This is a genomic window from Streptomyces sp. NBC_00582 (assembly GCF_036345155.1).
Classification (GTDB): Bacteria; Actinomycetota; Actinomycetes; order Streptomycetales; family Streptomycetaceae; genus Streptomyces.
Genome location: NZ_CP107772.1, coordinates 2,952,978 through 2,965,598 on the forward strand (window position 1 = coordinate 2,952,978; position 12,621 = coordinate 2,965,598).

Annotated in this window: 8 protein-coding genes and 1 pseudogene; 4 read left to right on the top strand and 5 right to left on the bottom strand. The window is 72.2% G+C overall.

All coding sequences use genetic code 11. The features are described 5' to 3' along the window. The first annotated feature begins 71 nt into the window (after positions 1–71). On the top strand, positions 72–2,324 hold the full coding sequence (locus tag OG852_RS12770) for an MMPL family transporter (RefSeq protein WP_133914550.1): 2,253 nt from the start codon (positions 72–74) through the stop codon (positions 2,322–2,324). A 75-nt stretch (positions 2,325–2,399) separates the two neighbouring features. Here the strand turns inward: OG852_RS12770 and OG852_RS50970 are convergent. Beyond that, a pseudogene (locus tag OG852_RS50970) lies at positions 2,400–2,542 on the bottom strand (glycosyl transferase); the annotation flags it as partial. Between the two features lie 89 nt (positions 2,543–2,631). Here OG852_RS50970 and OG852_RS12775 point away from each other — a divergent pair. Further along, positions 2,632–3,495 (top strand): phosphotransferase enzyme family protein, encoded by an 864-nt coding sequence (locus tag OG852_RS12775; RefSeq protein WP_133914551.1) that lies wholly within the window; start codon positions 2,632–2,634, stop codon positions 3,493–3,495. Positions 3,496–3,502: 7 nt separating this feature from the next. Here OG852_RS12775 and OG852_RS12780 read toward each other — a convergent pair whose 3' ends face one another. From OG852_RS12780 to OG852_RS12795, 4 genes are all read right to left on the bottom strand, one after another. Beyond that, positions 3,503–4,228, bottom strand: a complete 726-nt coding sequence (locus OG852_RS12780) for a 3'-5' exonuclease (protein WP_330347983.1) — start codon at positions 4,226–4,228, stop codon at positions 3,503–3,505. Between the two features lie 84 nt (positions 4,229–4,312). Beyond that, positions 4,313–5,551 (bottom strand): SAV2148 family HEPN domain-containing protein, encoded by a 1,239-nt coding sequence (locus OG852_RS12785; protein WP_133914558.1) that lies wholly within the window; start codon positions 5,549–5,551, stop codon positions 4,313–4,315. A 102-nt stretch (positions 5,552–5,653) separates the two neighbouring features. Then, on the bottom strand, positions 5,654–6,970 hold the full coding sequence (locus OG852_RS12790; RefSeq protein ID WP_133914559.1) for a copper amine oxidase: 1,317 nt from the start codon (positions 6,968–6,970) through the stop codon (positions 5,654–5,656). Positions 6,971–7,027: 57 nt separating this feature from the next. Continuing rightward, positions 7,028–7,840 carry a Tat pathway signal sequence domain protein gene (locus OG852_RS12795; RefSeq protein WP_330347984.1) on the bottom strand — a complete coding sequence of 271 codons (813 nt, stop codon included), beginning with the start codon at positions 7,838–7,840 and terminating at the stop codon, positions 7,028–7,030. A gap of 192 nt (positions 7,841–8,032) precedes the next feature. On the opposite strand from OG852_RS12795, the gene glgX reads away from it, so the two are divergent. After that, positions 8,033–10,141, top strand: coding sequence for a glycogen debranching protein GlgX (gene glgX / locus OG852_RS12800; protein ID WP_133914561.1), 2,109 nt, complete (start codon positions 8,033–8,035; stop codon positions 10,139–10,141). Between the two features lie 96 nt (positions 10,142–10,237). Continuing rightward, a complete protein-coding gene (gene treY / locus OG852_RS12805; protein WP_330347985.1) occupies positions 10,238–12,580 on the top strand; it encodes a malto-oligosyltrehalose synthase in 2,343 nt (780 codons plus the stop codon). Positions 12,581–12,621 lie beyond the last annotated feature (41 nt).

A 12,621-nucleotide genomic window follows, 5' to 3' on the forward strand; every position in this document is an offset into this window, starting at 1 on the left:
TCCGGCCCATACCTTCGAATCGAAAGGTGGCGGCAGGGGGCTGCCACCGCTCACGAGGGGGAAGGCCCGTCATGGCACACGGAGATACGCGGGTACGGGGCCTGGCGGCCCGGGCCGGCGGCTGGAGCGCACGCCACCGATGGGCCGCCGTCGGCATTTGGGTGCTGTTCGTCGTCCTGGCCATGGGCATCGGGTCGGCGATGGGCACGGTCGAGGTCAAGGAGAGCGACCAGCTCGGGGGCGAGACCCACACCGCGGCGAAGATCATCGAGGACGCGGGCATCGAGGAGCCGGCCGGGGAGACCGTGCTCGTCCAGGCGAAGGACGGTTCGGTCAAGGCCACCGACGCCGCGTTCCGGTCCGCGGTCGCGGCGGTCGTCGAGGCCGTGGAGGGGACCGGCAAGGTCACCGACGTGACCTCGCCGTACGACACGAACACGATCTCGAAGGACGGCCGCAGCGCGCTCGTCCAGTTCGACATGCGCGGTGACTCCGACACGGCGGGCGAGCGGGTGGAGCCGGTCCTGAACGCCGTCGCGGGGGTGCAGAAGGAACACTCCTCGCTGCGGATCGAGGAGATCGGCGGCGCCAGCATGATGAAGACGTTCGACGACGCGTTCGGCGACGACTTCCAGCAGGCCGAGTACTCCGCGGTGCCGGTGGCGCTGGGCATTCTGCTGATCGCGTTCGGCGCGCTGGTGGCGGCGCTGCTGCCGGTGGCGCTGGCGCTCACCGCGATCATGGCGACGACGGGTCTGATGGCGATCGTCAGCCACTTCCAGCCGATGGACGACACCGCCAGCTCGGTGATGCTGCTGGTCGGTCTGGCGGTGGGCGTCGACTACTGCCTGTTCTATCTGCGCCGTGAGCGCGAGGAGCGGGCCGCCGGACGGGACGCGGGGACCGCGCTCAGGATCGCGGCGGCCACCAGCGGCCGGGCCGTGATCGTCTCCGGTGTCACGGTGTGCGTGGCGATGGCGGGCATGCTGTTCACCGGGCTCGCCACGTTCGAGGCGATGGGCCTGGCCTCCCTGATGGTGGTGGCGGTCGCGATGGTCGGTTCGGTGACCGTGCTGCCCGCGCTGCTGTCGCTGCTCGGCGAGCGGGTGGAGAAGGGCCGTCTGCCGTTCCTGAAGCGGCGCGGCGCGAAGACGGGTGAGGAGGGCAGCCGGTTCTGGTCGGCCGTCCTCAAGGGAGTGCTCGCCAAGCCCGTCGTCTCCGTGCTGGTCGCGGCCGGTGCGCTGCTGGCCGTCGCCGCTCCGGCGCTCGGCATGAAGACCCAGAACCTCACCCTGGACCAGGAGTTCGGCGACTCGCTGCCGATCGTGCAGACGTACAACCGGGTCAACGAGGCCTTCCCCGGCGGTTCCGAGCCGGCCACGGTCGTCGTCAAGGCGGACGACATCAACGCCTCCGAGGTGAAGGACGCCCTCGCCCGGTTCAAGGAGCAGGCGGTCGGCTCGGGTGCCTCGCGCGGCCCGGTCGAGATCAAGGTGCACGACGCGCAGAACGTCGCCTTCGTCTACGTCCCGCTGGTCGGCGGCTCCGACCAGGACAAGGCGGGCGCGAGCCTGGACACCCTGCGCGACGAGGTGCGGCCGGCCACGCTCGGCAAGGTCGACGGGGTCGAGGCGCCGATCACCGGTCAGGTCGCGGGCAACCAGGACTTCAACGACCAGCTCATCGGCTCGGTCGTCCCGGTCTTCGCGTTCGTGGTGGTCTTCGCCTTCCTGCTGATGCTGCTGTCGTTCCGCTCGCTGACGGTCGCGATCACCTCGATCGTGCTCAACCTGCTGTCGGTGGGCGCCGCCTACGGCATCCTCGTCGCCGTCTTCCAGCACGGCTGGGGCGCCTCGCTGGTCGGCGCCGAGGGCGTCGGCGCGATCATCACCTGGCTGCCGCTGTTCCTCTTCGTGATCCTGTTCGGTCTGTCGATGGACTACCACGTGTTCGTCGTCTCCCGGATCCGGGAGGCGCGGATGCGGGGCCGCAGCACGAACGAGGCCATCCAGCACGGTGTGGTCACCACGGCCGGTGTCGTGACCAGCGCCGCCGTCATCATGGTCGCCGTGTTCGCGATCTTCGGGACGCTGTCCATGCAGTCCATGAAGCAGATGGGTGTGGGCCTCGCGGCGGCCGTGCTGATCGACGCGACGATCATCCGGGGTGTGCTGCTCCCGGCGGTCATGGCGCTGCTGGGTGAGCGCAACTGGTACCTGCCGAGCTGGCTGGGCTGGCTGCCGGACATGACCCACGACGAGTCGCCGGAGGCCGTGGCGGGCGGGGTCGCGCGCGACGACGAGGGGGAGCGGCTGTCCGTCTGATCCCGGCTGCGTGAACGCAGGGCCCGTCGGTCGCAGGGGAACCGACGGGCCCTCGTCGTGTGTCCGTCCCCCTTGCAGTCGCCGGGCGGGCAGTTCGGCCTCGACGAGGTCGGCGGCCCGTCGTGTGCCGCCCTCCTCGGCCGTCTCCGTATCCGGATGTCGGCGAGCCGGCGGGCGACCTCGGGGTCCTCGACGAGTGCGGCCTCCCGCAGCGCCTCGGGACCCCGTCAAGGGTGCGCGCACCGGGCCCGACCTGTGGCAATGCGAGACTGGCCGGAACCTGCACAGGACACGGAGGCGGAGGACCATGGACGAGGCAACGGCTCGGGACGTAGTGGCCGCGGCGGGGGTGCTGCCGGGTCCGGCGCGGGACGCCCGGCTCCTCGCCCTGGGCGAGAACGCGGTGTTCGCCGCCGGTGACCTGGTGGTCAAGGTGGGCCGGGACGCCGCACTCCTGGACCGGGCCCGGCACGAGCTGGACGTCGCCTCCTGGCTGGAGGGGGCCGGTGTCCCCGCCGTGCGGGCGGCCGGGCCCGAGCCGCTGTTGGTGGAGGGGCATCCGGTGACGGTGTGGCACCGGCTGCCCGACGCCGTGCGCCCCGCCGAGCCCGGGGATCTGGCCGAACTCCTGCGGTCGGTGCACGCCCTGACCACCCCCTCCTTCGGTCTGCCGCCCCGCGATCTGCTGTCGGGGGTGGAGCGCTGGCTGCGGCTCGCCGGGGACGCGGTCGATCCGGCGGACGCGGCGTATCTGCGCGAGCGCCGCGACGGTTTCGCCGCGGCGGCCGCCGCCTTGGTCCCCCGTCTCCCGCCGGGCCCGATCCACGGCGACGCGCTGCCGCGCAATGTGCACGTGGGCCCCGCCGGGCCGGTCCTGGTCGATCTGGAGACGGTCTCGGCGGATCTGCGGGAGCACGATCTCGTCGTGATGGCCCTGTCCCGCGACCGCTACGGGCTGCCCGCCGAGGCCTACGACTCCTTCACCGAGGCCTACGGCTGGGACGTACGGGAGTGGGAGGGCTGCGCGGTGCTGCGCGGCGCCCGGGAGACGGCGAGCTGCGCCTGGGTCGCCCAGCACGCGCCCGCCAACCCCAAGGCGCTGGCGGAGTTCGGGCGCAGGGTGGCGTCGCTGCGGGACGGCGACGAGGCGGTCAGGTGGTACCCCTTCTGAGCGGGGGTCAGACGGTGGGGCTGTCCGCGAGCTCCCGCACGGGCCATGCCCCGTCCACCACCGCGTCCGTCTCGCCCTTGCGGCGCAGGAAGCTCTGGAAGTCCGCCGCCCACGCGGCGTACCACTCGATCTGGCGGTGGTGCAGCTCCGCCGGGCCGAGGGCGCCGATCTTGGGGTGGCGGGCGGCTATCGCGCAGGCCAGCCGGGCGGCCGCGAGGGCGTCGGCGGAGGCGTCGTGGGCGGAGTCGAGGGTGACGCCGTACTCGGCGCAGACCGCTTCGAGGTTGCGCTTGCCGCGGCGGTAGCGGTCGGCCCACCGGTCGATGGTGTACGGGTCGACGACGGGGGCCGGGTCGAGGCCTCCGAGCCGCTCGCGCAGGGACGGCAGACCGTGGCGGCGCAGTTCGGCGGAGAGCAGGGTCAGGTCGAAGGTCGCGTTGTAGGCGACGACCGGGACGCCGGTGCGCCAGTAGCCCGTGAGGACGTCGGCGATCGCGTCCGCGACACGGTCGGCGGGGCTGCCCTCGGCGGCGGCCCGCTCATTGCTGATCCCGTGCACGGCGACGGCGTCGGCCGGGATCTCCACGCCCGGGTCCGCCAGCCACTCCTTGCGCCCGAGGACCTGTCCGTCCCGGACCTCGATCACGGCGCCGGTGACGATGCGCGCCTCGCGCGGATCCGTCCCGGTCGTCTCCAGGTCGAAGCCGACGAGCAGCTCCCGGTACCAGGCCATGACGGCCCCCCTTCTCGGTGGTGCTTTCCCCCAGTGGTCTCCACCTTCGCACGTGGCACTGACAATCAGAGGACCGGGGACGGATCAGGACACCGGTCGCGAATCCGCCCAAGCCAGTTCGAACTCCTCGCGGTATGCCGCGAAAAGACCCCCTTCGTCCACCTCGCCCGGTTTGACCACCCGGTTGCCGCCGCGCAGCACCAGCACCGGCGCCTCCATGCCGCGCATGCGCCGCAGATAGGACTGGACGACCGCGATGCCGTCGGTGCCGTCGCCGTCGACCAGGTAGGCGGTGAAGCGGGGTGTCTCGTCGTACACCTGGATCTGGAAGGCGCCCGGGTCGCGCAGCCGGGAGCGGACCCGGCGCATGTGGAGGATGTTCATCTCCACCGAGCGGCTCAGTTCGCCCCGTTTCATCCCGAGTTCGCGTTCGCGGCGCTTGACCGCGCTGGAGGCGGGGTTGAGGAAGAGCAGCCGGACGCGGGCGCCCGCCTCGGCGAGGCGGACCAGGCGGCGGCCGGAGAAGTTCTGCACCAGCAGGTTGAGGCCGATGCCGATGGCGTCGATGCGGCGCGAGCCGTCGAAGATGTCCTCGGCGGGGAACTGGCGCAACAGCCGCACCCGGTCGGAGTGGACCGCGACCACGTCCGCGTAGCGGTCGCCGACGAGGTCCTCGACGGCGTCGACGGGCAGCCGCCGCGCGGACGGCACGTCCCCGCCGGTGCCGAGCATCTCCAGCAGCCGCGCGGAGGCCCGCTCGGCCTGGCCCAGCACGGCCTCGGACAGCGCCCGGTTGCGGGAGACGACGTTGCGGGTCACCTCCAGCTCGTCCAGGGCGAGTTCGACGTCCCGGCGGTCGTCGAGGTAGGGCTCGAAGCACGGCCAGTGCTGCACCATCAGCTCGCGCAGCTGCGGCAACGTCAGGAAGGAGATGACGTTGTCGTCGGCCGGGTCGAGCAAGTAGCCCTTGCGGCGGCTGACTTCGCGGACGGCGACCGCGCGCTGCACCCATTCCTGTCCGGCGGGGCCGGCCGCGGCGACCACCCATTCGTCGCCGTGGACGGGTTCGTAGATGGGCCGCAGCACGGCGGCCACCACGGCGCGCAGCCGCTGTTCGACGAGGTTCAGCCAGATGTAGGCCCGGCCGGCCCGCTGGGCGCGCGTGCGCACCTCGCGCCAGGCGTCGGCGTCCCAGTCCAGCTCCGGGCCGATGGCGTTGGTCTCCATCGGCCGGGCCAGGGACACCGCTCCGGGCGGGACCTCTGTGGAGTTCCCCTCGTGACCCTCGTCACCAGGGGGCAGCTCCAGCCCTCCCGAGCCCACCCAAGCACCGCCTTCCGCTCCCCCGAGCTCTCCCCGTCTCAACGATCAAGGAAGGGTACTCCGGGACCGGTCGGCGGTGCAGCCGGATGGGCAGGTCGTTTCTCAACTGCCGTCGCGCGGGATGCCGTTCTCGCCCCGGAGCGCGGAGGGTGTGAGCGGATTCATGGCCGTGACGTCCCGGGGGGCGATGGAGAAGCCCTGCCAGTGGACCGGCATGGGCTGCTGGTCCTCGTCACGGGCGATGTGGTGGAAGCCCACGTTCACCCAGGCCACGGGGTGCTTGAGGGTCTGCCCGTTCACCCACCCGTCGACGGCCTTCGGGTGTCCCGTACCGCAGTTGAGGGGGTTGTTGCTCGCGTACATCTCGCACTTGTTGTACTCGGTGAAGTAGACGTCGTGCTTGGTGAAGCTGCGTCCGGAGTACTTGGTGGTGGCGCCGGGGACGAGTTCGTAGCTGCGGGCGTGCCCGTCCTTGTTCTTGCCGATGTTGCTGACCACGCGCCACCAGCGCATGTTCTTGGCGTCGCCCGCGAGTTCCTTGGTGACGGGGGTGCGGGTGGTCTTGTTGGTCGGGCCCTGCTGGCCGCTCGCGGGCGCGCTGACCGTCGAGTCGTACTGCTCGATCTTGTTGGCGGAGGAGCCGTCGAGGCCGAAGTCCAGCCGCCAGAAGACGTTGTGGCTGTGGCTGGTGGCCTTGGCCTGGGCGCCGCTGCCTATGGGCCAGCCGCGGCCGTCACCGGCGTCGTAGTCGAAGGGCGACAGGCTGCCGGTGGCGCCGACGTTCATGTTGACCGTGCCGTCGTCGGAGAAGCGCCACTCGGTCATGTACTCGTACCAGCCGACCTTGTTGACCGTGTAGATCAGCAGGTCCTTGCCCTGGGCCTGGTAGACCTTGTTGTTGTCGGCCTGCATGCGGTAGGCGTGGCCGCGCGAACGGGTCGTGGTGCACATGCCCTTGACGTTCGAGGCGGACGGGGCGGTCTCCGGGACCTTGATGGTCTTGATGGTGCCGCCGGGGCACTCGGCGGGGGTCAGATTGACCAGGCCGGAGCCGAAGTTGAAGTCGGTGACGTCGTTGTACTCGTTCTTGCCGTCGTCGTAGGGCACATGGATCTGGGCGATCTTGGCGCTGGTCAGGACGCGGATCGGCTTGGTCTCGCCGGGCGGCTGGTAGGTGACCTTCTCCAGGACGAGCCCGGACTTGGCCTCGTAGCGCCAGCACATGCGCCAGGTGGTGCCGGTGGAGAGCTTCTGTTCGATGCGGTAGGCGGCGCTGCAGTCTGCGGCGGCCGCCGCGGGGGCGGCCTTCGGCTGGGCGACGGCGGGACCGGCCCCGGCGGTCGCGCCTGCGGCCAGCGCGGCCAGGGACAGGCCGAAGGCCGCCCCCTTCTGGGTACGGCTCATTCTGGTGACGCGCATGAGGACATGACTCCTTGACAGGAGGTGACGGGTGGGAAAGTGGAGGTGCGGGCCGGGTCAGCCGTTGAGCCGGACGACGTTGGCGGCGCTGAGGTCGATCACGAAGGCCCGGGCGTCGATCCAGGGACCGTTCTTCACCTTCGGCAGCAGCCGTACGCAGCGGTGCTCGCCGCACTTGTCGAGTGCGGCCGGCTGGGCGCCGGGCACCGAGTGGTAGATCATGCTGGAGAGCTCCAGCTGGTCCGGGGAGGTGAGCTCCTTGCCGGTGGCGTCCTTGTAGTCGGCCTTCAGGCCGGCGCCGAGCGGGTCGGCGATGAGCACCCGGGCCGCCTCGCTCTGCTCGTCGGGGCTGAGCGGCGGCTGGACACCGCGCTGGGTGCCGGTGTTCTCCACCTTGCCGGTGTCGAGGTTGACGGTCTTGGTGACGACCGTGTCGGTCTTGTAGTCGTAGAACGTCACGTCGGCGCGCCGGGGCGCGTCCGGGTCGTCGAGTTCGTCGGCGTCGGGCGCGGCGAGCTCCACCCCGAGGCGCTGCGGGCCGCGCTCGCCCTCGACGTTCTGCGCGGCGTTGAAGGCCTGCCGGCTGAGCGCGAGCTGCTCGGCGCGCTTCATCTCGTCGTCGGTGAGCGGGTCGCTGCCCTTGCCCTTCTCGCCCTCGTCGGGCGCGGCCTCGACGACGCCTGCGGGCACCGAGCCGCCCTCCCCGGCGGCCGCCGCCCGCCCGGCGCTCTGTCCGGTGCCGCTGCCTCCCTTGTCGTCCGCCCCCGCCGTGCCCGGCAGGGTGATCCCGATCATCACGGCCGTCGAGGCCACCGCGATGGCCGTACCCGCCACCACCTTGCCCAGGTGGCGACGCACTGTCGTGCGCACAATTGCCCCCTACTCCCCCTGCTGCCGGGAGTATGTCTGTCTGCCCCACGGAATACGGCATACGCCGGATTCCGGCCTATGCACTGGTCGACAGGTAAGAGGGCAGTAAGTCGAAGGCGGTTCCATCAGTTTCCGCGAGACTCGGGCGGCAAGGCGCCCCCGGGGCGGCGGCCCACCTGAAAGAGTCGGTTCATGCAGGTCTGGCCTGGAGAGGCGTACCCCCTCGGTGCCACGTACGACGGCGCCGGCACGAACTTCGCGGTCTTCACGGAGGCCGCGGACCGAGTAGAGCTGTGTCTGCTGCACGACGACGGCTCGGAGACGGCGGTGGAACTGCGCGAGAGCGACGCGTTCGTCCGGCACGCGTACCTGCCGGGCGTGATGCCCGGACAGCGCTACGGCTTCCGGGTGCACGGTCCGTACGACCCCGCGCGCGGGCTGCGCTGCAACTCGGCGAAGCTGTTGCTGGACCCGTACGCCAAGGCGGTCGCCGGGGCGATCCGCTGGGGCGAGGAGGTGTACGGCTACCCCTTCGGCTCCCCCGACCGGCGCAACGACCTCGACTCCGCGCCGCACACGATGACGTCGGTGGTGGTCAACCCGTACTTCGACTGGGGCGACGACCGGCCGCCGCGCACCGAGTACCACCGCACGGTGATCTACGAGGCCCATGTGAAGGGGCTGACGATGCTCCATCCGGGGCTGCCGGAGGAGCTGCGGGGCACCTACGCGGGTCTCGCGCATCCGGCGGTGATCGAGCATCTGACGGCGCTCGGGGTGACGGCGCTGGAGCTGATGCCGGTGCATCAGTTCGTCAACGACCACCGGCTGGTCGACATGGACCTGAACAACTACTGGGGCTACAACACCATCGGCTTCTTCGCCCCGCACAACGCGTACGCCTCCTGGGGCGACCGGGGCCAGCAGGTGCTGGAGTTCAAGTCGGCGGTGCGGGCACTGCACGAGGCGGGGATCGAGGTGATCCTCGACGTGGTCTACAACCACACGGCCGAGGGCAACCATCTGGGCCCGACGCTGTCCTTCCGGGGCATCGACAACCAGCGGTACTACCGGCTGGCGGACGACCCCCGCTACTACATGGACACCACGGGGACGGGGAACTCGCTGCTGATGCGGTCCCCGCACGTCCTGCAAATGATCATGGACTCGCTGCGGTACTGGGTGACCGAGATGCACGTCGACGGCTTCCGCTTCGACCTCGCGGCGACGCTCGCCCGGCAGTTCCACGAGGTGGACCGGCTGTCGTCGTTCTTCGACCTGGTGCAGCAGGACCCGGTCGTCTCCCAGGTGAAGCTGATCGCGGAGCCCTGGGACGTGGGCGAGGGCGGCTACCAGGTGGGCAACTTCCCGCCGCTGTGGACGGAGTGGAACGGCAAGTACCGGGACACCGTGCGCGACCTGTGGCGGGGCGAGCAGCGCACGCTCGCGGAGTTCGCCTCCCGGCTGACCGGCTCCTCCGACCTCTACCAGGACGACGGCCGCCGACCGCTGGCCTCGATCAACTTCGTGACCTGCCACGACGGGTTCACCCTGCACGACCTGGTCGCCTACAACGACAAGCACAACGAGGCCAACGGGGAGGACAACCGGGACGGCGAGAGTCACAACCGGTCGTGGAACTGCGGGGCGGAGGGCGACACCGACGACCCGCAGGTGCTGGCGCTGCGGGCCCGGCAGATGCGCAACTTCGTCGCCACGCTGCTGCTGTCCCAGGGCGTGCCGATGATCAGCCACGGGGATGAGTTCGGGCGCACCCAGAAGGGCAACAACAACGCCTACTGCCAGGACAGCGAGCTGGCGTGGGTGCACTGGCCCGAGGACGGCAGCGGGCTGCTGGACTTCACGCGGGCGCTCACGCGGCTGCGGCGGGAGCACCCCGTGTTCCGGCGGCGGCGCTTCTTCCACGGGCGGCCCGTGGAGGGCACCCACGACGAGCTGTCGGACATCGCCTGGTTCACCCCGGAGGGCGGGGAGATGGCCCAGCGGGACTGGGAGCGGGCGCAGGCGTCGGCGCTGTCGGTGTTCCTCAACGGCAACGCGATCTCGGAGCCGGGGCCGCGCGGGGAGCGGATCTCCGACGACTCCTTCCTGCTGCTGTTCAACGCCTCGCCGAAGCCGCTGGAGTTCGTGGTGCCGGTCGACCACGGGCGGCAGTGGCAGGTGGTCGTGGACACCGCCGCCGCGGAGCCGGTCGCGCAGGGGGCGGGCCGCAAGGTGCAGGCGGGCGACCGGCTGACCCTGGTGGACCGGAGCATGACGGTGCTGCAGCGGCCCGCCTGAGGCCGCCCCGTGACCGCGGCGTCCCGGTGACCCGGTGACTGGCCGACTTGGTGACGTGGTGACAGGAAAGCGGGCGGGGCGGGTACGTAGGTCTGCATGACGTCTGCCCGCCCCGCCCCTGTCACGCCCACGGCCACCTACCGGCTCCAGCTCCAGCCCGCGTTCCCGTTCGCGGCCGCGGCGGCGGCCGTGCCGTATCTGGCCTCGCTCGGTGTGTCGCATCTGCATCTGTCGCCGGTCCTGGAGGCCGTGCCGGGCTCGCTCCACGGCTACGACGTGGTGGACCACGCGCGCGTGCGCGAGGAACTGGGCGGCGAGGAGGGGCTGCGGGCGCTGGCGGGCACCGCGCGCGAGCACGGGCTCGGGCTGGTCGTGGACATCGTGCCGAACCACATGGCGATAGCGCCGCGCCACAACCGCGCCCTGTGGGAGGTGCTGCGGGAGGGTCCCGAGTCGCCGTACGCGCGCTGGTTCGACATCGACTGGGAGGCGCAGGGCGGACAGCTCCTCGTCCCGCTGCTCGGCGGGCCGGTCGGCGAGGAGCTGGAGCGGCTGCGGGTCGACGGCGGGGTGCTGCGCTACTACGACCACGTCCTGCCGTTGCGGGAGGGGACCGCGGGGCTGCCGCTGCCCGAGCTCCTGGACGCCCAGTGGTACCGGCCGGTGTGGTGGCGGCTGGCCCGTACCGAGCTGAACTACCGGCGGTTCTTCAGCATCTCGGAGCTGATCGGGGTGCGGGTGGAGGACCCGGAGGTCTTCGAGGCCACCCACGGCACGATCCTGCGGCTGCTGCACGAGGGCGTGCTGGACGGGCTGCGGATCGATCACCCGGACGGCCTCGCCGACCCCGACGGCTATCTGGAGCGGCTGCACGAGGCCACCGGCGGCCGCTGGACCGTCGTGGAGAAGATCCTCGCGGACGAGGAGCGGCTGCCGGACTCCTGGCCCGTCGCCGGCACCACCGGCTACGACGCCCTGCGCCGCGTCGACGGCCTCTTCACCGATCCCGCGGGGGCCCGGGAGCTGCTGGGGCTGTACCGGCGCTTCGCGGCCCCGCAGACCGACCGCGGCGGCGACTGGGCGGCGACCGCGCGGCGGGCGGCGTACGCGGTGCTGTCGCACGAGCTGGCGGCCGAGCTGGACCGGCTGACCCGGCTGGCGTCCCGGATCTGCGCGAGCGCCCCGGATCCCGCGCTGCGCGACCGGGCGCCCTGGGCGCTGCGCACGGCGCTGGTGGAGCTGCTGGTCCGGATGGAGGTCTACCGGCCGTACGTCTCGGGCGACGCGGCGGCCGTGGTCACCGCCGAGGCGGCCGAGGAGGCCCGGCAGGCGTTCACGGTGCCCCAGGAGGCGGGCGCCGTCGACGTGGTGCGGGCGCTGGTGCTCGGCGGCGAGGGGCCGCCGCGCGCGGAGTTCCGGGCCCGGTTCGCGCAGACGGCGTCCGCGCTGCGCGCCAAGGCCGTGGAGGACACGGCGTTCTACCGGTACGTCCCGCTGCTCGCGGCGAACGAGGTGGGCGGTGAGCCGGGCCGCCCCGGGGTGGCCCCGGAGGAGTTCCACGCGTACTGCGCGCGCGTGCAGCGCGACTGGCCGGCGACCGGGACGGTCGTGTCGACGCACGACACCAAGCGCAGCGCCGACGTACGGGCCGCGCTGGCCGTGCTCAGCGAGTGCCCGGAGCGCTGGGCGGAGGTCCTGGAGCGGGTCACGCGCGCGGAGGCGGAGGTGCCGGACGGTCAGCTCGCGTGGGCGGCCTGGCAGACGGTGTTCGGGCTCGGCCCGGCGGCCCCGGAGCGGGTGGGCGAGGCGCTGCTCAAGCACGCGCGCGAGGCGGGCCTGTACACGAGCTGGACCGAGCAGGAGCCGCCGTACGAGGAGGCGGTGGCCGCGTTCGTCGCGGCGGGCCCGTGCGGGGCGCCCGGCGAGCGCGTGGCGGAGCTGCGCCGTGCGCTGGAGCCGCACGTCCGGGCCAATGTGCTCGGCGCGGCCCTGGTGCATCTGACGATGCCGGGGGTGCCGGACGTCTACCAGGGCACGGAGGACGAGTACCGCGCCCTGGTGGACCCGGACAACCGTCGCCCCGTACGGTTCCCGCCCGGCGATCCGGGCCCCAAGGCGGCGCTGACCCGGGCCGCGCTGCTGCTGCGCCGGCGCCGGCCCGAGCTCTTCGGGGCCGCGGCGGCCTACGAGCCGTTGACGGCCGAGGGCCCGGCCGCGGAGCACTGCCTGGCGTTCGCGCGCTCGGGCGGGACCGTCACGGCGGTGACCCGGCTGTCGCTGCGGCTGGCGCGGGCGGGCGGCTGGCGGGAGACCCGGCTTCCGCTGCCGCAGGGGCGGTGGGCCGACGTCCTGACGCCGGGGCGGTGGTTCGAGGGGCACGCGCGCGTGGCGGAACTCTTCGCGGAGCTGCCGGTGGCGCTGCTGGAGCGCGCGCGGTGACGCGGCGGGAGGGGCCCGTCGGCGCGCGCTTCCGGGCGCCC